Origin of the sequence: Streptomyces sp. NPDC020422, from assembly GCF_044386705.1 — a bacterium.
In the GTDB taxonomy this organism is placed as follows: Bacteria; Actinomycetota; Actinomycetes; order Streptomycetales; family Streptomycetaceae; genus Streptomyces.
Genome location: NZ_JBIRVJ010000006.1, coordinates 196,801 through 216,164, shown reverse-complemented (window position 1 = coordinate 216,164; position 19,364 = coordinate 196,801). Strand labels below are relative to the sequence as shown.

The 19,364-nt window shown below is 72.9% G+C and carries 19 protein-coding genes; 12 read left to right on the top strand and 7 right to left on the bottom strand.

Annotated features, from left to right (window positions below; translation table 11 throughout):
* Window positions 1–50: 50 nt before the first annotated feature.
* Complete coding sequence (locus tag ACH414_RS18035; RefSeq protein WP_398942405.1) at window positions 51–623, bottom strand: DUF5134 domain-containing protein; 573 nt, start codon at window positions 621–623, stop codon at window positions 51–53.
* Between the two features lie 161 nt (window positions 624–784).
* Here ACH414_RS18035 and ACH414_RS18030 point away from each other — a divergent pair, with 161 nt between their 5' ends.
* Entirely contained in the window at window positions 785–1,336 is a 552-nt protein-coding gene (locus ACH414_RS18030) for a GNAT family N-acetyltransferase (protein ID WP_382533881.1), read from the top strand.
* A gap of 45 nt (window positions 1,337–1,381) precedes the next feature.
* Here ACH414_RS18030 and ACH414_RS18025 read toward each other — a convergent pair whose 3' ends face one another.
* Window positions 1,382–2,065: a glycerophosphodiester phosphodiesterase gene (locus ACH414_RS18025; RefSeq protein WP_382533883.1), complete on the bottom strand. Its 684-nt coding sequence runs from the start codon at window positions 2,063–2,065 to the stop codon at window positions 1,382–1,384.
* Between the two features lie 256 nt (window positions 2,066–2,321).
* Between ACH414_RS18025 and ACH414_RS18020 the strand changes: the two genes are divergently transcribed.
* Genes ACH414_RS18020 through ACH414_RS18010 form a run of 3 tightly spaced genes read left to right on the top strand, consistent with a single transcriptional unit; the run spans window position 2,322 to window position 5,589 of the window.
* Window positions 2,322–3,722: a DUF6421 family protein gene (locus ACH414_RS18020; RefSeq protein ID WP_382533885.1), complete on the top strand. Its 1,401-nt coding sequence runs from the start codon at window positions 2,322–2,324 to the stop codon at window positions 3,720–3,722.
* A gap of 29 nt (window positions 3,723–3,751) precedes the next feature.
* Window positions 3,752–4,513 carry an SDR family NAD(P)-dependent oxidoreductase gene (locus ACH414_RS18015; protein ID WP_382533887.1) on the top strand — a complete coding sequence of 254 codons (762 nt, stop codon included), beginning with the start codon at window positions 3,752–3,754 and terminating at the stop codon, window positions 4,511–4,513.
* Window positions 4,510–5,589: a threonine aldolase family protein gene (locus ACH414_RS18010; RefSeq protein ID WP_382534237.1), complete on the top strand. Its 1,080-nt coding sequence runs from the start codon at window positions 4,510–4,512 to the stop codon at window positions 5,587–5,589. The genes ACH414_RS18015 and ACH414_RS18010 overlap by 4 nt, the downstream gene beginning before the upstream one ends.
* Before the next feature lie 290 nt (window positions 5,590–5,879).
* Here ACH414_RS18010 and ACH414_RS18005 read toward each other — a convergent pair whose 3' ends face one another.
* Window positions 5,880–6,605: a lysophospholipid acyltransferase family protein gene (locus ACH414_RS18005; protein WP_382533890.1), complete on the bottom strand. Its 726-nt coding sequence runs from the start codon at window positions 6,603–6,605 to the stop codon at window positions 5,880–5,882.
* A 222-nt stretch (window positions 6,606–6,827) separates the two neighbouring features.
* On the opposite strand from ACH414_RS18005, the gene ACH414_RS18000 reads away from it, so the two are divergent.
* The 6 genes from ACH414_RS18000 (at window position 6,828) to ACH414_RS17975 (ending at window position 13,346) form a co-directional block, all read left to right on the top strand.
* Window positions 6,828–7,139 carry a TlpA family protein disulfide reductase gene (locus ACH414_RS18000; protein ID WP_382533892.1) on the top strand — a complete coding sequence of 104 codons (312 nt, stop codon included), beginning with the start codon at window positions 6,828–6,830 and terminating at the stop codon, window positions 7,137–7,139.
* 221 nt (window positions 7,140–7,360) lie between these two features.
* On the top strand, window positions 7,361–7,894 hold the full coding sequence (locus ACH414_RS17995; RefSeq protein ID WP_382533894.1) for a flavin reductase family protein: 534 nt from the start codon (window positions 7,361–7,363) through the stop codon (window positions 7,892–7,894).
* Between the two features lie 199 nt (window positions 7,895–8,093).
* Entirely contained in the window at window positions 8,094–8,879 is a 786-nt protein-coding gene (locus ACH414_RS17990; protein ID WP_362476422.1) for an electron transfer flavoprotein subunit beta/FixA family protein, read from the top strand.
* Window positions 8,880–8,935: 56 nt separating this feature from the next.
* Window positions 8,936–9,898, top strand: a complete 963-nt coding sequence (locus tag ACH414_RS17985; RefSeq protein WP_382533896.1) for an electron transfer flavoprotein subunit alpha/FixB family protein — start codon at window positions 8,936–8,938, stop codon at window positions 9,896–9,898.
* Window positions 9,899–10,057: 159 nt separating this feature from the next.
* Window positions 10,058–11,347, top strand: a complete 1,290-nt coding sequence (locus tag ACH414_RS17980; RefSeq protein ID WP_398942401.1) for a DUF6986 family protein — start codon at window positions 10,058–10,060, stop codon at window positions 11,345–11,347.
* An 82-nt stretch (window positions 11,348–11,429) separates the two neighbouring features.
* A complete protein-coding gene (locus ACH414_RS17975; RefSeq protein ID WP_398942399.1) occupies window positions 11,430–13,346 on the top strand; it encodes a serine/threonine-protein kinase in 1,917 nt (638 codons plus the stop codon).
* 17 nt (window positions 13,347–13,363) lie between these two features.
* On the opposite strand, the gene ACH414_RS17970 is transcribed toward ACH414_RS17975, so the two are convergent.
* Both ACH414_RS17970 and ACH414_RS17965 read right to left on the bottom strand, forming a co-directional pair.
* On the bottom strand, window positions 13,364–14,350 hold the full coding sequence (locus tag ACH414_RS17970; RefSeq protein ID WP_398942397.1) for an endonuclease/exonuclease/phosphatase family protein: 987 nt from the start codon (window positions 14,348–14,350) through the stop codon (window positions 13,364–13,366).
* A gap of 203 nt (window positions 14,351–14,553) precedes the next feature.
* Window positions 14,554–15,621 carry a LacI family DNA-binding transcriptional regulator gene (locus ACH414_RS17965; protein WP_382533903.1) on the bottom strand — a complete coding sequence of 356 codons (1,068 nt, stop codon included), beginning with the start codon at window positions 15,619–15,621 and terminating at the stop codon, window positions 14,554–14,556.
* A 119-nt stretch (window positions 15,622–15,740) separates the two neighbouring features.
* On the opposite strand from ACH414_RS17965, the gene ACH414_RS17960 reads away from it, so the two are divergent.
* Window positions 15,741–16,691, top strand: a complete 951-nt coding sequence (locus tag ACH414_RS17960; RefSeq protein WP_382533904.1) for an ROK family protein — start codon at window positions 15,741–15,743, stop codon at window positions 16,689–16,691.
* A gap of 93 nt (window positions 16,692–16,784) precedes the next feature.
* Window positions 16,785–17,825 carry an NUDIX domain-containing protein gene (locus tag ACH414_RS17955; protein ID WP_382533906.1) on the top strand — a complete coding sequence of 347 codons (1,041 nt, stop codon included), beginning with the start codon at window positions 16,785–16,787 and terminating at the stop codon, window positions 17,823–17,825.
* Window positions 17,826–17,846: 21 nt separating this feature from the next.
* Here the strand turns inward: ACH414_RS17955 and ACH414_RS17950 are convergent, their stop codons facing one another.
* Window positions 17,847–18,395: a hypothetical protein gene (locus ACH414_RS17950; RefSeq protein WP_391768854.1), complete on the bottom strand. Its 549-nt coding sequence runs from the start codon at window positions 18,393–18,395 to the stop codon at window positions 17,847–17,849.
* A 205-nt stretch (window positions 18,396–18,600) separates the two neighbouring features.
* A complete protein-coding gene (locus ACH414_RS17945; protein ID WP_391768853.1) occupies window positions 18,601–19,308 on the bottom strand; it encodes an MBL fold metallo-hydrolase in 708 nt (235 codons plus the stop codon).
* Between the last annotated feature and the right edge of the window lie 56 nt (window positions 19,309–19,364).

Below are 19,364 nucleotides of genomic sequence, written 5' to 3'. Positions count from 1 at the left end.
CTCCGCGGGGGTATGGCCTTGCGGATCAAGTGACGCACGCCACGTTTACCTCAGAGCGTCAGGAGCATCGCCAGCATCGCGAGGGCCATCGAAAGGCGGCACGCCAGCGTCAGCTCGGCGCCGCCCCCCAGGCTCCCGCCCCCCGCCCCCGCCGCTCCGGGGGCGCGGGCCGGCCCCGCCGCCGGCACCAGCCGGGTGCCCGAGCGCAGCACGTACACCCCGAAGTAGGCGAGCAGCGCGCCGGTCACCAGGGGTATGCCCGCGCCGCCCGCCGCCCCGTGACCCGCGTGCGCCCCCGCCGCGCCCGGCGGGGACGCCATCGCCACCGCCATGTAGACCATGGCCAGCGAGCCGACCAGATGGTGCAGGTGGTGGGCGCCGCCCCGCACCGCACCCAGCAGGCCGAGCAGCGCCGCGAGCCCGAACACCGTCACGTACGGCCATGTCGCGTCGGGCGGCGAGACGGGCAGCGCCATCGCCGCCATCCCGAAGCCCATCACGGCCTCGCTTCCCGCCGTCCGGCGCTCGTCCCCGGCGCTGCGGCGCATGCGCAGCAGGCAGTACGCCCCGCTGGCCGCGCAGAGCGTCACGAGCAGCCAGCCGGACAGAGCAGGTCCATGCATGACGAAGCCCCCTCCCGACGCCCAGTGCATGCCCTGCCCCCGCCGCCCGTACGCGGGCGCACGGGCGCACACGGGTGTACGAGGGGGAGTGCGGGGCGCGCGTTAGGCTCGGGGCGATCGCGCACGCCGATCGTCAGCGCCCGAGGGGAGCCCCGCACACCATGGACACCGCCGCGTCGCAGCACACCGGCCGGATCACCTACCGCGACGCCGTGACGGAGGACGTCGCGGCGCTCGTCCCGCTCGTCGAGTCCGCCTACCGGGGTGACTCGAGCCGGGCCGGCTGGACCACCGAGGCGGACATCCTGCAGGGCCAGCGCACCGACGCGGAGGGCGTCGAGGCCGTCATCTCCACGCCGGGCAGCCGGCTGATGGTCGTGGAGCGCGACGGCGAGATCGTCGCCTGCTGCCAGCTCGAGCACCGTGGCGAGGCGGCCTACTTCGGGATGTTCGCGGTCCGCCCGGAGCTCCAGGGCGCGGGCCTCGGCCGGCAGATCATCGCCGAGGCGGAGCGGCGGGTGCGCGAGCTGTGGGACGTGCGCGAGATGCACATGACGGTGATCTCGGTGCGCGAGGAGCTGATCGCCTGGTACGAGCGGCGCGGCTACCGCCGTACCGGCCGGATGACGCCCTTCCCGTACGGCGACGAGCGCTTCGGTCTGCCGCAGCGCGACGACCTGCAGTTCGAGCTGCTCGTCAAGGAACTCGTCTGACCCGGCGGGTCGCCGCGGAGCCCGAGCGCGAGGCCGGGGGGCCGCTCACGCGGTGAAGCGCCCCGTGAGCCGGATCTCGGGCCGGTCGGTCGTCGCCCCGTCGAGCCCCAGGGCGCGCGCCAGGCGCAGATCGTCCTGGGTGTTCACCACCCAGCCGATGACCCGCAGCCCGGCCGCGTGCGCCCGCTCGACGGTGTCCTGGGTCAGGTGCCGGATGTTCAGGACGAGTGCCCGGGCGTCGACCGCGAGGGCGCGCGCCACCACGTCGGACTGGCGCCGGTCGGCCACCAGCGCGGTCCGCACCCCCGGCACGAGCGCGCGGACCTCGGCGAGCGCCTCGTCGTGGAAGGAGAGCACCTCCACCCGCCGGGTCAGATCGCGCGCGGTGAGCACCTCCGCGAGGGAGCGGGCCGCCGCCACGTCCTTGATCTCCGCCTGGAGCGGCGCCCGCACCGCGTCCAGGACCTCCTCGAAGACGGGGACCCGCTCGCCGTCGCCCGCGTCGAGCTCCCGCAGCTCGGAGAGGGTCTTCTCGGCGATCGGCCCGGTGCCGTCGGTGGTGCGGTCGACCTCGGCGTCGTGCATGACGACCAGGGCGCCGTCCTTGCTGAGGTGCAGGTCGAGCTCGATGACGTCCATGCCGGCCTGCTCGGCGCGGACGAAGGAGCGCAGGGTGTTCTCGGGCTCGACGCCCATGACTCCGCGATGGCCGATGGTGAGGAAACTCAAGATCTTCTCGCTTCCGTCGATGACCGGCCCCGGCTCCGCCGTGCCCGGGGCGGCTCGGGGCGAGCCTAATCGCTGGGGCCGAAACCGGAAGCATCCCCGCGCAACGCCGCATTTCTCGGCCTTCCACCCCACGAGACAGGAAAATACGCGGTTCGAAGGGGGGTCTGGCAGGAGAATTTATCTTCGCCCTCTTGTGGGGGAGATCCGTGGATGGTTACGGTGTCTTGACGCAAGGTTCTCCTGTGGAGGAAGAGGCATGACGGAAATTCTTGTGCAGGACGTGACCGGTGGGGGGATATCCGCCGACACTCCCGTGGTCGACCACCCTGCCTGGCCCGAGCTCAAGAATGCCGTGGAGGAGATCCGCCCCTGGCAGAGCGCGGACGGCTCCATCGACTTCGAGGCCGAGGGCGCGCCGAGCCGCGCGGCCGCCGAGGGGGCCGTCGGGCGTCTGATCGCCGCGGTCGAGCAGCTCTCGCCGCTGGTGCCGCACGACGCCGCCTACCACCGCGCGCTCGTCGCCGACCTGCGCAAGTGGGTCGAGGGCGGCTTCCAGGTGCCGGACTTCCTGGACTCCCTCATGGAGTTCCACCCGGCCGCGAGCCGTGCCGACCGGCTGCAGCACCTCGTGCTCTTCCCGATGTACACCCAGAACGGCAACCCGGACCGCAACTTCGAGGCTGTCGTGCTGCGCATGGTCTGGCCCGAGTGGCTCTCCGAGCTCGAGGCCACCCGCTACGACAACCCGGGCTTCTGCGGCATCACCTTCGAGGACTTCACCGCCGGCTACGACACCAACTCGGCGGTCCTCTTCCCCGAGACCGTCGCCGTCCGCGAGGTGCCCGAGCGCTTCACCTGGGGCGGCATCTTCTGCGACCGCGAGGCCGCCCGCTTCCGCAAGGTGACCGAGGCCGCCGTCGACACCCTGGGCCTGAAGCTGCCGGCGGACATCGCCGCCATGCTCGGCGACCAGAAGCGCTGCGAGCAGGCCTTCGTGCTCTGGGACCTGGTCCATGACCGCGCCCACAGCCGCGGTGACCTGCCCTTCGACCCCTTCATGATCAAGCAGCGCCAGCCGTTCTGGATGTACGGCCTCGAGGAGCTCCGCTGCGACCTCACCGCCTTCAAGGAGGCCGTGAAGCTGGAGGCCGAGGGCAACGAGCACGGCCGCGACGTGCAGTACGCGGTCCTCTTCGACCGGATGTTCCGCTTCCCGCTCACCGGCGACCGCACCCGCAACTACGACGGTCTGGGCGGCCAGCTGCTGTTCGCGTACCTCCACAAGAACGACGTGGTGCGCTGGACGGACAACGTCCTCACCATCGACTGGGAGCGCGCCCCCGAGGTCACCAACCGCCTCTGCGGCGAGATCGAGACCCTGTACCGCGACGGCATCGACCGTCCCAAGCTCGTGCACTGGTTCAAGGCGTACGAGTTCGTCTCCACCTACCTCGCCCCGCACCCGGGATCGAAGTGGGCCAAGGGCCCCGACGCCCTGGACACCTCCCTCCCGCCGCGCAAGCTCGTCGACGACGTGCTTCCGGACGAGTTTCCGCTCAGCATGTTCTTTGAGGCCCTCTCCAAGAAGATGAAGGGCGTGATCGCCGACACCAAGGGCATCACCGCTGCCGACATGCCCGAGCGGGCCGCCGCGTGACCGACGCTGCGCACACGGAGGAGACGCCCATGAACGCCAACGGAAACGGTGGCCCGCTGGACGGCGCCGTCATCGCGGTCGCCGGTGCGGCCGGCCCCGCGGGCCGCGCCACCCTGCTGCGGCTGGCCGAGGCCGGTGCGACCGTGGTCGCCTCCGACGCCGACCCGGCCCGTCTCGCGGAGGCCGTCGACGCCGCGCGTTACGCCCATGGCGGCGCCCGGGTCATCGGCGACACGGTCGACCTGCTCGACCTGGCCGCGACGAAGGAGTGGGCGGAGAAGACCGAGAAGGAGTTCGGCCGGATCGACGGCCTCGTCCACCTCGTGGGCGGCTGGCGCGGCAGCAAGTCCTTCGTCGAGACCGACCTCAAGGACTGGGACTTCCTGGAGAAGCTCCTCGTCCGCACCGTCCAGCATACGTCGCTCGCCTTCCACGACGGGCTGCTGCGCAGCGGCGGCCGTGGCCGCTACGCCCTGATCAGCCAGGTCGGCGCGCACAAGCCGGTCGCCAACAACGCCGCGTACAACGCCGGCAAGGCGGCCGCGGAGGCGTGGACCCTCGCCATGGCGGACTCCTTCCGCAAGGCGGGGGGTGACGAGGGCCCCCAGGCGGCGGCTGCGATCCTGGTGATCAAGGCACTGGTGCACGACGCCATGCGCGCCGAACGCCCCAGCGCGAAGTTCGCGGGCTTCACCGACGTCAAGGAACTGGCCGAGGCCATCGCCGGACTCTGGGACGAGCCCGCACAGGAAGTGAATGGACAGCGCCTGTGGCTGACCCCCAAGCCGTGACCGCGGCCCTGGGCCCCAAGACCGACGCCCGTCGTCACCACGACCCGTCGGTCCGGGGCTTCGCCAGTGACAACTACGCCGGCGCACACCCCGAGGTCCTCGCCGCCATCGCCCTCGCCAACGACGGCCACCAGGTCGCCTACGGCGAGGACCAGTACACCGAGCACCTCCAGCGCGTGATGCACAGCCACTTCGGCCCCTCGGCCGAAGCCTTCCCGGTCTTCAACGGGACCGGGGCGAACGTGACCGCGCTGCAGGCGCTCACCGACCGCTGGGGCGCGGTGATCTGCGCCGAGTCCGCGCACATCAACGTGGACGAGGGCGGTGCCCCCGAGCGGATGGGCGGCCTCAAGCTGCTCACCGTGGCCACGCCGGACGGCAAGCTCACCCCCGAGCTGATCGACCGGCAGGCCTGGGGCTGGGAGGACGAGCACCGGGCGATGCCCCAGGTCGTCTCGATCACCCAGAACACCGAACTCGGCACCGTCTACACGGTGGACGAGATCAAGGCCATCGTCGAGCACGCCCACTCCAAGGGCATGAAGGTCCACCTCGACGGTGCCCGCATAGCCAACGCGGCCGCCTCGCTCGACGTGCCCATGCGCGCGTTCACCAGCGCGGCGGGCGTGGACGTGATCTCGTACGGCGGCACGAAGAACGGCATGCTCTTCGGCGAGGCCGTGGTCGTCCTCAACCCGGACGCGGTCAGCCACATGAAGCACCTGCGCAAGCTGTCCATGCAGCTCGCGTCCAAGATGCGCTTCGTCTCCGTCCAGCTGGAGGCGCTGCTCGCCAAGGACCTGTGGCTGCGCAACGCCCGCCACGCCAACACGATGGCCCAGCGCCTCGCGGCCGGTGTGCGGGGGGTGGACGGGGTCGAGATCCTCTACCCGGTCCAGGCCAACGCGGTCTTCGCCCGGCTGCCGCACGAGGTCAGCCGCCGTCTCCAGGAGCGCTTCCGCTTCTACTTCTGGGACGAGGCGGCCGGCGACGTGCGCTGGATGTGCTCCTTCGACACCTCGGAGGACGACGTCGACGCGTTCCTCCAGGCGCTGAAGGAAGAGATGGCGCGGTAGCCCCACGGCGACGCCGATCGACGGCCGGCCGGAAGTCAACGACTTCCGGCCGGCCGTCTCGTCGTGGGCGCACCCGAGCGTCCGCGGTCCGGTGGGCCGGACCCGCGACCGGGCCGAGGCACTCGCGCCACGCGGCCTCGCGGACCGGGCGCTGCCGCGGATCGACCGGCGCGTGGACGCGTACGACGCGCTCGGCGCGGACCGTCTGATCCCGGTCGGCGGCCGGGGCCTGGAGCGGCGTCCGCGAGCCGGAGTGACGTTTCAGCGCGGCGGCGACGGCCGCCGCGGGACTACTTCTCGGCCGCCTTGACCTCTTCCGGCGTCGGCGCCGTGCCCCCGAGGTGGGCGGGCACCCACCAGGTGTCGCCCGCGTCCTTGGGGCGCACGGGGTAGGCGCGCTGCGCGGCCTCCAGGAGCTCCTGGACGCGCCCGCGCAGCCGCCGGGTGATGGCGCCCGCGTACTGGTCTGCCGGGGCCTCCACCGGCTCGCCGACGCGGATGGTGACCGGGATGTGGCTGCGCTTGAAGTTGCGCGGCCGGCCCTTGGTCCAGATCCGCTGGGTGCCCCACAGAGCCATCGGGATCAGCGGGACGCCCGCCTCCTGGGCGAGGCGCGCGGCGCCGGACTTGAAGCTCTTGAGCGTGAACGACTGCGAGATGGTCGCCTCGGGGAAGACGCCGACGATCTCGCCCGCCCGCAGCGCCTTCAGCGCGTGCTCATAGGCCTGCTCGCCCTGGGCGCGGTCCACCGGAATGTGCTTCATGGCCCGCATCAGGGGACCGGAGACCTTGTGCCGGAAGACCGACTCCTTCGCCATGAAGCGCACCAGGCGCTTCTGGGGCAGCGCGGCCAGGCCGGTGAAGATGAAGTCCAGATAGCTGATGTGGTTGCTCACGATCACCGCACCGCCCTCGCGGGGGATGTTCTGGGAACCCTGAGTGTCGATCTTCAGGTCGAGCGCCTTGAACATGGTGAGGGCGGCGCCGATGACCGGCCGATAGACGAGTTCTGCCATCTGGGACGAACCCCTTCGTCAGTGCCTGGGGAGGGTTCTCCCGGCGAAGTTACGCAGCCGTAGGTTTTCGGCTTTGGGCAGATCGTGCCCCATGTGGGCCCCCGTGACCAGTCCAGGCGGCTTCGTACAGGGAGATTCTCGTCACTCCGGGTGCACGTGGCGGGAATCGTTCGGTCGCGTGCGACGCTGCATCCTGTACGGACGACACGAGGAGGCAGCGGGATGACCGAGGTCCTGGGCGCGGCGGCGCTCGGCGCCGAGCTGGGGGAGCGGGCCACCCTGGTCCAGTTCTCCACGGCCTTCTGCCAGCCCTGCCGGGCCACCCGCCGCACGCTCGCCGAGGTGGCCGCCATGGTCGAGGGCGTCGGCCACGTGGAGATCGACGCCGAGGAGCGCCTCGATCTCGTACGGGAGCTGGGCATCGCCCGTACGCCCACGGTGCTCGTCCTCGACCGGACCGGACGGATCGTGCGCCGGGCCGCCGGGCAGCCCCGCAAGGCCGATGTCATCGCCGCGCTCGGACGGGCTGTCTGACGCGGTGTCCGGCACGCTCCCTGACGCGGTGACACATCTCCCACATCCCGGTACGCACTTGACTGCACGCGGCAACGATCGTCAGTCTGGCGTAGTGCCCACAGAACTCCTTCTCTACGGCCGGGCCCACGTGGACCTGGCCCGCAACGCGAGCGCGCGCTGTCCGGGTGTCTGACCGACCCGCGACCCCTTTCACGCCGCCCTCGCAGAAGGACAATTCCATGACGGTCTCGCCCGAGCTCCGCCCGCTCCCGACGATTCCCTCCCTCGGTGCACCCCGGCAGGCCTCTCCGGACCTGCTGCGTTCCGTCTTCCGGCAGCACGCCGCTGGTGTCGCGGTGATCACCGCGCACGGCGAGCGCCCGGTCGGCTTCACCGCCACCTCGCTCAACTCGGTCGCCGCCGAACCCCCGCTGATCTCCTTCGGCGTGGGCACCGGCTCCTCCAGCTGGCCCGTGGTGGCCGAGGCCGAGCACATCGGCGTCCACATACTCGGCGAGCACCAGCAGGAGCTGGCCGCCACCTTCGCCCGAAGCGGCGCCGACCGCTTCGGCGCTCCCACCCGGTGGAGCCTGGGGCCCGAGGGCGTTCCGGTGCTCGACGGGGTGCTGGCCTGGCTGGTGTGCCGGGTGGTGGCCCGGGTCCCGGCCGGTGACCACCGGATCGTCATAGCCGAGGTCGTCGCCGGCGACCCGGACGGCGTGGGCCGCCCGCTCCTGTACCACCAGGGTCGCTTCAACGCGCTGCGCGACTGAGAGTTCCCGCGCGGCCCGCTTCGCGCGCGTTGGCAAGGTCACACGTCTGAGCGCTTGCTTACCTGTAACGAACTGGGTGTACTGGCGAGTAATATTTCGGTCGGGGCGTCAGCCGCCCCGACCGGAAACCCGCCCTTCAGGCGCCTATGCTGCGAGCAACAAGGCAGCCCAGTTATGACGATGCAGTAGGAGAGCCGGCGTGAGCTTGAGGATCGTTGTCTGTGTGAAGTACGTGCCGGACGCCACCGGCGACCGGAAGTTCGCGGACGACCTGACCGTCGACCGCGACGACGTCGACGGCCTGCTGTCCGAGCTGGACGAGTACGCGGTCGAGCAGGCGCTCCAGATCGCGGAAGAGGCCGACGACGCCGAGGTCACCGTGCTGACCGTCGGCCCCGAGGACGCCAAGGACGCGCTGCGCAAGGCGCTGTCCATGGGCGCCGACAAGGCCGTCCACGTCGAGGACGACGACCTGCACGGCACCGACGTCATGGGCACCTCGCTGGTGCTCGCCAAGGCGATCGAGAAGACCGGCTACGACCTCGTCATCGCGGGCATGGCCTCCACCGACGGCACCATGGGTGTCCTCCCGGCCATCCTCGCCGAGCGCCTGGGCGTCCCGCAGGTCACGCTGCTCTCCGAGGTCTCCGTCGAGGACGGCACCGTGAAGGGCCGCCGCGACGGCGACACCGCCTCCGAGCAGCTGGAGGCCTCCCTGCCGGCCGTCGTCTCCGTGACGGACCAGTCGGGCGAGGCGCGCTACCCGTCCTTCAAGGGCATCATGGCCGCCAAGAAGAAGCCGGTGGAGTCCCTGGACCTGTCCGACCTGGACATCGAGGCGGACGAGGTCGGCCTGGAGGGCTCCTGGACCAAGGTCGACTCCGCCGACGAGCGTCCGGCGCGCACCGCGGGCACGATCGTCAAGGACGAGGGCGAGGGCGGCAAGCAGCTGGCCGAGTTCCTCGCGAGCCAGAAGTTCATCTAAGGCTCGCGCGAGCCGTCAGCCCCGCCCCCGTTTCTTCCGCAGGAGATTGAAGTCCCATGGCTGAGATTCTCGTCTACGTCGACCACGTCGACGGAGCCGTCCGCAAGCCCACCCTGGAGCTCCTCACGCTCGCCCGCCGTCTCGGCGAGCCCGTCGCCGTCGCGCTGGGCAACGGCGCCGCCGACACCGCCGCGGTCCTCGCCGAGCACGGCGCCGTCAAGGTCCTGACCGCCGACGCCGCCGAGTTCGCCGAGTATCTCGTCGTCCCGAAGGTGGAGGCCCTGCAGGCCGCCTACGAGGCCGTCTCCCCGGCCGCCGTGCTCGTCCCGTCCTCCGCCGAGGGCAAGGAGATCGCCGCCCGCCTCGCGGTGCGCATCGGCTCCGGCATCATCACCGACGCCGTGGACCTGGAGGCCGGTGCCGAGGGTCCGGTCGCGACGCAGTCCGCGTTCGCCGCCTCCTTCACCACCAAGTCCCGTGTCTCCAAGGGCACCCCGGTCATCACCGTCAAGCCGAACTCGGCCCCCGTCGAGGCCGCCCCGGCCGCCGGTGCCGTCGAGACCCTGGCCGTCTCCTTCTCGGAGAAGGCCACCGGCACCAAGGTCACCTCCCGCACCCCGCGCGAGTCGACCGGCCGCCCCGAGCTGACCGAGGCCGCGATCGTGGTCTCCGGCGGCCGCGGCGTCAACGGCGCCGAGAACTTCGCGATCATCGAGGCGCTCGCCGACTCGCTCGGTGCCGCCGTCGGCGCCTCCCGCGCCGCCGTCGACGCCGGCTGGTACCCGCACTCCAACCAGGTCGGCCAGACCGGCAAGTCGGTCTCGCCGCAGCTGTACATCGCCTCCGGCATCTCCGGTGCGATCCAGCACCGTGCGGGTATGCAGACCTCGAAGACCATCGTGGCCATCAACAAGGACGCCGAGGCCCCGATCTTCGACCTGGTCGACTACGGCGTCGTCGGCGACCTGTTCGACGTCGTCCCGCAGCTGACCGACGAGGTCAAGGCTCGCAAGGGCTAAGGCTGACCTGCGGTTCTGTCACGGTCCGGGGGCCGCGCGGTGATCTTCACCGCGCGGCCCCCGGCCGTTTCGGACACCCATTGACGCGGGTCCCGGCAGGCCATTAACTTCGCTATACGGATTGTTGATTCCGTGCAGCGGAAAACAGGAGGATGTGGGATGGGTCAGCAGGAGAAGGTGTCGACGAGCCTCGCGGGCGCGGTCAGCGAGGAGATCAGCGCCTCCCTCGCCGCCGTGGACGCCGAGCTGGACCGGCGCTACCCGGGGGATCCCGGCACCCGCCAGCCCGTCCACACCGTCTACGTGCCCGGCAACCTCTTCGACGCCGGAACCATCCGCTCCTGGGGCGACCAGGCCCTCGCCGCCCTCGACGAGCACGCCCCCGACGCCGCCACCTTCGCCGCCGTCCTCGGCCTCGCCGACGAGCTCGCCGAGGACGTCTACGGCCGTGTCCGGGCCAAGCTGGAGCGCGAGCCCATCGAGGACCTCCGGGTCGACTTCGAGGACGGCTACGCGGGGACCGACGAGGACCACGACGCGGCCCGCGCCGCCCGGATCGTCACCGAGGCCTACGCGGACCTCACCGCCGCCCCCTACATGGGCATCCGGATGAAGTGCATGGAGTCCGCCGTACGCGACCGCGGCATCCGCACCACCGACGTCTTCCTCACCGGCCTCATGGAGAACGGCGGCCTGCCCGACGGCCTCGTCCTGACCCTCCCCAAGGTCACCTACCCCGAGCAGGTCACCGCCTTCGTCCGCCTCCTGGAGGCCTTCGAGAAGGCCCACGGCCTCGACGCCGGCCGGCTCGGCTTCGAGATCCAGATCGAGACCAGCCAGTCCATCCTCGCCGCCGACGGCACCGCCGCCGTCGCCCGCATGATCGACGCCGCCGAGGGCCGCGCCACCGGCCTGCACTACGGCACCTTCGACTACAGCGCCTGCCTCGGCGTCTCCGCCGCCTACCAGGCCAGCGACCACCCCGCCGCCGACCACGCCAAGGCGATCATGCAGGTCGCCGCCGCCGGCACCGGCGTACGCGTCTCCGACGGCTCCACCAACGTCCTCCCGGTCGGCCCGACCGCCCACGTCCACGAGGCCTGGAGGCTCCACTACGGGCTGACCCGCCGTGCCCTGGCCCGGGCCTACTACCAGGGCTGGGACATGCACCCGGGACACATCCCCACCCGGTACGCCGCCGTCTTCGCCTTCTACCGCGAGGGCTTCGAGGCCGCCGCCAAGCGCCTCTCCGCCTACGCCAACCACGCGGGCGGCGACGTCATGGACGAGCCCGCCACCGCCAAGGCGCTCAGCTCCTACCTGCTGCGCGGCATCGACTGCGGCGCCCTGGACACCGCAGAGGTCGACGCCCTGACCGGGATGACCCGCGCCGACCTGGACCGCTTCGCGGCCCCGCGCCGCGGCGATCTGACCGCGACCGCCCAGTAGCCGGGCGGCCCGCACAAGGGCTGTCACCCAGCGCCCCGTACTCTGTACGCGTCCAACGCATCCCACAGAGAACGGGGCCTGGGTGTCTTCGGGGGAGTACGAGCGGCTCGCCGGCCGCTACAGAGTCGTGAGCCGGCTCGGGCGGGGCGGCATGGGAGTCGTCTGGCGCGCGTTCGACGAGGTGCTCGGCCGTGAGGTGGCCGTCAAGGAACTGCGCGCGTACAACGACGTGTCGGGCCCCGAGCTCGACGGCCTGCGGCTGCGGATGCAGCGCGAGGCGCGCGCGGCGGCACGGGTCCGGCACCCCGGAGTCGTCGCCGTCCACGACGTGACCGAACACGAGGGCCGCCCGGTCATCGTGATGGAGCTCGTCGACGGGCCCTCGCTCGACGGAGTCCTCCGCCAACGCGGCGCCCTGGAGCCGCGGGAGGCCGCCGCCATCGGCGCAGCCGTCCTTGAGGCGCTGGCCGCCGCGCACGACGCCGGGGTGCTCCACCGCGACGTGAAGCCGGGGAACATCCTGCTCGCCGGCGGGGAGCGAAGCGGGACGGGAGCCTCCCCGGCCGAGGGCTGGGGGAGGGTCGTCCTCACCGACTTCGGCATCGCCGCGATGGACGACCCCGACGACGGCTCCGCCACCCACCTCACCCGCAGCGGCGAGATCGTCGGCTCGCTCGACTACCTGGCGCCGGAACGCGCACAGGGCCACCAGCCCGGCCCGGCCTCGGACGTCTGGGCGCTCGGCGCCACCCTGTACGCGGCCGTCGAGGGCTCCTCGCCGTTCCGCCGCACCTCGACCTGGTCGACCCTCAACGCCATCGTCGTGGAGCCGCTGCCGGAGGCGCGCCGGGCGGGACCGCTCGGGCCGGTCCTCCGGCAGCTCCTGCACAAGGACCCGGCCGAGCGCCCCGACGCCCGCACGGCGGCGCGGCTGCTGGCCGCCGTGGCCGAGGGCCGGGACACTCCCGCGGCGGGTGCGCCGAGCGCGGCTCCGGCCGCGCCGCCCGTGGCTCCGACGGCCCCGTTCGCGCAGAGCACCTCGCAGAGCGCCTCGCCGACCGCGCAGGGCACTCCGCCCGTGGCTCCGGCCGCCCCCGCGCACCTGTGGGTGCCGACCGAGCCCAGCGCCGTACCGCACCGGGCCGAGGGATTCGGGCCGGCCGTTCCGCCGGCGCAGCCCGGGCCGGGTGTCCCGCCGTGGGGCGAGGCGCCCGCTCCGTACGCCGGTGCGGGGGCGCCCACCCGGCGGACCGAGCGCTCCGCACGGAAGCGCTCGACCGCCCTGGTCGCCGCGGCGGCCGCCGCCGTCCTGCTCATCGGCGGTGGCGTGACGTACGGGCTGATCGACCGCGGCGGCGCCGCGCAGCAGGACCAGGCCGCCGGTGGGCAGTCGCCGACGGGCCCCGGTGGCGAGGGCGACCAGGGCCGCGCCCTCGACCCCGGCAGTCCCGGAGCATCGGCCATCGCCACCGGAACCCCGTCCGCCTCCGGCACGCCCTCCAAGGAGGGCGCGAAGACGTCCGCCCCGCCGTCCCCGTCCCCGTCGCGGTCGACCGCGACGAAGGCGCCCGTCCCCGGCGGGGCCGGCGGCGGGACGGCCACGGGCGGCGGCTCCGGCGGCAGCACCGGCGGGACCGGCGCGACCTCCGGCGGGAGCGGCGGCACCGGCGGCGGCTCGACCACGACGGGCGGCGGCGGATCCGCGCCGCAGCCCGAGGCCGCCTGCTCTCCGCGGGGCGGCGGGGCATACGACTGCCAGGTGTGGCGCACCGGGAAGACGTACAGCCACGGCGGCAACGAGATGGGCGTCCTGAACGCCGGGACGAACTACTTCTACTGCCAGGTCGATCTGGGCCGCCGCGAGACGTACGGCCAGTGGACCAACGTCTGGTGGGCCAGGACCGACGACGACAGCGGCAACACCAACGTGTACTTCAGCGTCGTGTACATCAAGGGCGGTGACAACGACCGGCCGCTGCCGGGCCTGCCCGTCTGCTAGGCGCCTCTTCGGATCGGCTAGGGAGTGGTGACGGTCACCGTCGCGTCGACGATGCGGTGGTCGGAGCAGGGGATGTAGGCGGTCCTGGCGCTGTTGAGGCAGCGGTCCTGCGCGATGGGGTGGGCGTCCGCGTCGTAGCCGGCCAGGCGGCTCTCCGCCGCGAAGACCAGGTCCACCTTGGCGGGCTGCCCGCACGCGCCGGCCAGCGTGCCCTCGGTGGTCTGCTCGCCCCAGCCGGGACACAGCGGATCCAGGTCGTCGAGTTCGCGGAACAGGCCGGCGTTGTTCGCGTTCGCGGCGGTGGCGACGGACGGCGCGTACCAGGCGTCGAGCATCGGGTCGTGGGGCTGGACGTTGAAGTCCCCGGCGGTGATCACCGTGCCGCCGGCCGCCGTCCACTGCTCCATCTTCGCGCGCACGGCGTCGAGTTGGGCCTGCTTGTACGCGTTGTCGAAGGTGATGTGCGTGGTGCAGAACCGGGGGCCGCCGGGGAGGGTGGCGAGCGGCGTGCAGAGCAGCTTGCGCGCCTTGTCCCCGTCGTACGGCAGGGTGATCCGGTCGGTCCCGCTGGGCGGGAAGCGGCTGAACACGGCGACGCCGTACGGATCCTGGTCGGCCCCGGCGTCGTCCTTGCACAGGTCGGCGTCCGCGTCCGGCATGGCCTCGAACCGGGCGAAGTTGGTCGGGCTCTGCGGCCATCCGGCGTCCTGCAGACCCTTGAGGATGGCGCGGTACTGGTCGGGGCAGACCTCGTTGAGGGAGATGAAGTCGGGGTTCCGGTAGCTCACCGAGCCGAGGATCGCCGTCACCAGGCCGTTGTCGGTGGACCCGCGGTTGATCGCGTGGCCGGCGATGTTCCAGTGCCAGATCCGGTACGTCGCCGTTCCGCTCGCGGCGGCCGTCGCCCCGGAGCCGGCCGCCGTGCCGACGGGCGCCGACCACACCGTCAGGCCCAGCAGCGTGGCCGACAGCGCGAGGAAGGTGCGCAGCCTCGTCATCATCATCCCGTCACCTGTACCCGTCCCGTCGTCATGTCCCGGGCGATTCTTCGCGGAGATGATCACGAGGGTCAAGACCTGCCCGGTACCGCTCCGCGAGCGCGTCCCGAGCAGCAGGACGGGCCGCGCTCCGCGGGCGGCCGGTGCCACCCGGGGCACGCGCCCCAGGCCCGGGCCGGCCGGCCCCCGGGCAGGCGGGCCGTGGGCAGCTAGCCCCGGGCCGGTGTGATCTCGCCCGAGCCCCGGGCGATCAGCGTCGTCCCGATGACCACCGTCGACGGCGCCTCCTCGACCCCGTCGAGGCGGCGGAACAGGCGCTCCGCGGCCGTGCGGCCTAGGGCCGCCGCGTCCTGGGCGATGACGGTGATGCCGAGCAGATCGGCGAGCTCGATGTCGTCGAAGCCGACGAGGGCGACCGGCGTCTCGCGCCCGGCGAGGACGCGCACCGCCGTCACGGTCACCCGGTTGTTCCCCGCGAACAGGGCCGTGACCGGCTCGGGCCCGGACAGCATCGCCTCCGCCGCCCGGCTCACCCGGTCCGGGTCGGTCGGGCCGAGCGACACCCACGCCTCGGCGACCGGCAGGCCCGCGTCCTCCATGGCCGCCCGGTAGCCCCGCAGGCGTTCCGTGGCCGTGTGGATGCGGGGCCGGTCGCCGATGAAGCCGATCCGGCGGTGGCCGTGGGCGATCAGGTGCGCGACGCCCTCCCGCGCCCCGCCGAAGCTGTCGGAGAGGACGACGTCGGCGTCGATCCCGCCCGCCGGGCGGTCGACGAAGACGGTGGCGACGCCCGCACGGATCTCCGGCTCCAGGTAACGGTGGTCGGAGCCCGCCGGGATGACGATCAGTCCGTCGACCCGGCGGGCGCAGAGCGCGAGCGCCAGCTCCTGCTCGCGGTCCGGGTCCTCCGCGCTCGACCCGTTGATGAGCAGCGCTCCGTGGGCCCGGGCGACCTCCTCGACGGCCCTGCTGAGGGGACCGTAGAAGGGATCGGCCAGATCCTCCAGGACCAGGCCGACCGATGCCGTACGGCCCTTGCGCAGGACGCGGGCGCTGTCGTTGCGGCGGAAGCCGAGCGAGTCGATGGCCTCCTGGACCCGCCGCTCGGTGTCGGGGGTGACCCCCGGCTCGCCGTTGACCACCCGGGAGACCGTCTTGAGGCCGACACCGGCCCGGGCGGCGACGTCCTTCATCGTGGGCCGGTTGCCGTAGCGGTGCTCGGGGCGGCGGGCGGTGTCGGCCACGGTGTGCGGTTCCTCCGTCGTAGGCGGGCTCATCAGCTCTGGGTATCGATCTCGTTGCTGTCGAGTCGCTGTCGAGCATAAGGCCTGGACAACGTTGTCAGAGAGGGGGAAGCTGTACCTCGCACCCACCGTCCCACGGAGATCCGGAGCACATGAGCACTGACCTCGTCGTCGCCCTCGACTTCGGCGGCACCAAGATCGCCGGTGCGCTGGTCGACGGAGCCGGCCGGATCCTCGTACGGGCGCAGCGGCCCACGCCCGCGCAGGAGGACGGGGAGACGGTGATGCGCGCGGTGGAGGCGGTCCTGGAGGAGCTCGCCAGGTCCCCGCTCTGGGCCTCGGCGGGTGCCGTCGGCATCGGCAGCGCGGGTCCGGTCGACGCCTCGACGGGCACCGTCAGCCCGGTCAACGTGCCGGGCTGGCGCGACTTCCCGCTGGTCGAGCGGGTCCGGCGGGCGGCCGGCGGACGGCCCGTCACCCTGGTCGGCGACGGCGTCGCCATGACGGCCGCCGAGCACTGGCTGGGCGCCGCGCGCGGCCACGACAACGCGCTGTGCCTCGTCGTCTCCACCGGCGTCGGCGGGGGTCTGGTCCTCGACGGCCGCGTGCACCCGGGTCCCACCGGCAACGCCGGGCACATCGGTCACATCAGCGTGGACCTGGACGGCGAGCCGTGCGCGTGCGGCGGGCGCGGCTGCGTCGAACGCATCGCCAGCGGTCCGCAGCTCGCCCGCCGCGCCCTGGAGAACGGCTGGCGCCCCGGTCCCGACGGCGACACCTCCGCCGCGGCCGTGGCCGCCGCCGCCCGCGCGGGCGACCCGGTGGCCGTCGCCTCCTTCGAGCGGGCGGCCCGGGCCCTGGCGGCCGGCATCGCCGCGACCGCGACGCTGGTGGAGATCGACATCGCCGTGGTCGGCGGGGGAGTGGCCGGCGCGGGCGAGGTCCTGTTCGCCCCGCTCCGCCGCAGCCTCCGCGAGTACGCCACGCTCTCCTTCGTCCGGGACCTCGCCGTCGTCCCCGCCCGCACCGGCACCGACGCCGGCCTGCTGGGCGCCGCGGCCGCCGCCCGCCCCGGTGCGACGCAGGGGACGGCCGGGGCCTGAGCGGCGCCCGTTCCCACCTGGGGCACTCCCCGGGGGTTTCCGTGGCAGGGTGGTGCGGGCAAGCCACAGGGGGCCATACGAGGAGGGGGACCCGTGATCGTCTGGATCAACGGTGCGTTCGGCGCCGGGAAGACCGGCACCGCGCGCGAGCTGGTCGATCTGATCCCGAACAGCACCCTGTACGACCCGGAGTTCGTCGGCGGCTCGCTGAGCGCGCTGCTGCCGCAGAAACGTCTCGCCGAGGTCGGTGACTTCCAGGACCTGCCGATCTGGCGCCGACTCGTCGTCGACACCGCGGCCGCGCTGCTCGCCGAGGTCGGCGGAGTGCTGGTGGTGCCGATGACGCTGCTGCGGCAGGAGTACCGGGACGAGATCTTCGGCGGGCTCGCCGCCCGCAGGATCGAGGTGCGGCACATCGTGCTCACCCAGGACGAAACGATCCTGCGCAGCCGGATCGACCAGCGCGTCGAGCATCCCGGCGATCCCGACGCCGACGCCCGGGTCCGCCGCTGGTGCCACGACCACATCGAGCCGTACCGCACCGCCCTCGACGGCTGGCTCGGCGCCGACGCCTACGCCGTCGACAACTCCGCGCTCACCGCGGGCGCCACCGCCCGCGGCATCGCCGACGCCCTCGCCGCCGGCCTGGCCGCCCCCTGCGGCATCGTCCAGACCCCCGAACCCACCGGCGAGACCGTCGCCGCGGGCGTCCTGCTCTTCGACGAGCAGGACCGCTTCCTGCTCGTCGACCCCACGTACAAGCCCGGCTGGGAGTTCCCCGGAGGCGTCGTCGAACCCGGCGAACCGCCCGCCCGCGCCGGCATGCGCGAGGTCGCCGAGGAGATCGGCCTCGAACTGGACGCCGTACCGCGCCTGTTGCTCGTCGACTGGGAGCGCCCCAAGCCGCCCGGCTACGGCGGCCTCCGCCTCCTCTTCGACGGCGGCCTGCTGCCGGCGGCCGACGCCGACCGGCTGCTGCTGCCCGGCGCCGAACTCCGCGCCTGGCGTTTCGTCACCGAACAGGAGGCGGCCGAACTGCTGCCCCCGGTCCGCTACCACCGCCTGCGCTGGGCCCTGCGCGCCCGCGAACGCGGGACGGTCCTCAACCTGGAGGCGGGCGTCCCGGTCGGCTGAGCCCCCGGGCACTGCCCTCGCTCAGCGATGCCCGAACCGCGCCGCGATCCGCTCCGCCGTCCGGCAGAACTCCTCGGGCATGTCCGGCACCGAGTGCACACCCTCCACGAGGGCGATCTCCACCTCCCGGTGCAGCACCCGCAGCCGCGGCCCGTCCGCCTCGCACCGCACCTCGCTCCACGGGTGCGCCCACAACAGGGTCTCGCCCTCCCACAACCGGAGCCTGCGCGTGGTGGTGTGCAGCCGCAGCGGGGCGTACTCCGGCTTCGACGTCGCCCGCCCCGGCGGTGGAGCGGGCGACGGCCACACCCCGTAATCGTTCAGGACGGTCTCGTTCGGCTCCAGATCATCCTTCTGGGCACGGTCCTCACGCCCGAACCGCCATCCGCCCACCGCGCCGGACACGGTGCCGAACAGCGCGACCGGTAGCGCCACCCACCAGGGAAAACCGGAGCCCGCCCACTCGACCGCCATGACCACGGCCCCGATCGATCCCCCGGTCACACCGCCGACGATCCCGCCCCGCCGCACCCGCCGGGCCCGCTCCCCGGCGTCCACTCCGTCCCTCACACCAACCCCCCCGCACGCCTTCTCGCCCCCAGGCCCCCCAGGCCCCCCAGGCACCCCGGGCCCCGGGCCCCAGAGCCGAGGACGACACCCACCCAGCCCCCGGTTCCGGCGACCGGTGGCACCGGTCGAGACCCCTGCCCGCGAGGCCCGCCGTTTGCGCACGGCTGACGGCCGCCGTCGACCGGACCGTCCGCGGTGGCGCCGACTAGGCCGCCGCCTTCGCCAGCTGTTCCGCCGTGTCGAGCGTCACCGGCTCGCCGTGGCCGACGCACAGCACCGACGGCCGCAGTTCCGCGAGGCGCCGCATCGACTCCCTCGCCAGGGCCCGGTCGATGTGGAAGACGCCGAAGGTCACGCCCTGGACGGTGGCCACCGTGTCGCCGGCGAACAGCACGCCGTGGTGCGGCAGATGGACGGCGATCGAGCCGGGCGTGTGACCAGGGGTGTGGACGACGACCGCCCCGTCGCCGAAGCCGAGGTCGTCGCCGTCGGCGAGTTCGCGGTCCACCCGGGTGGGCGGGGCTTCCGGGGCCGTCAGGCCGTGCTCGAACAGCGGCACTTCCCAGTCGAGCAGATCCGGCGGGGCCACCGGGAGCTCGCCCCGGATCACCGCGGCGTCCGCCGCGTGCGCGAGGATCTCGGCGCCGAACCGGTCCGCGAGCTCCTGTGCCGCGCCGATGTGGTCGCGGTGGCCGTGGGTGATGACGATCCGGCGGATGCGGGCCGGGTCGAGACCCGCGCCCCGCAGCGCCGCCTCGATCTCGCCGGCCGCGCCCACCCAGCCGGCGTCCACGAGCGTCAGTTCCGTGCCGTCCCGCCAGACATACGCCTGTCCGATGGGCAGGCGCAGCATGTGCAACCGGGGGGTGACCTCTACGAGTTCCACGAGCCGTGCGTCTTCGACGTGATCCATGCGGCGAACGTACGCAAGGACGCACGTCCGCCGCATGCGACTACGCTCTGGGCGAG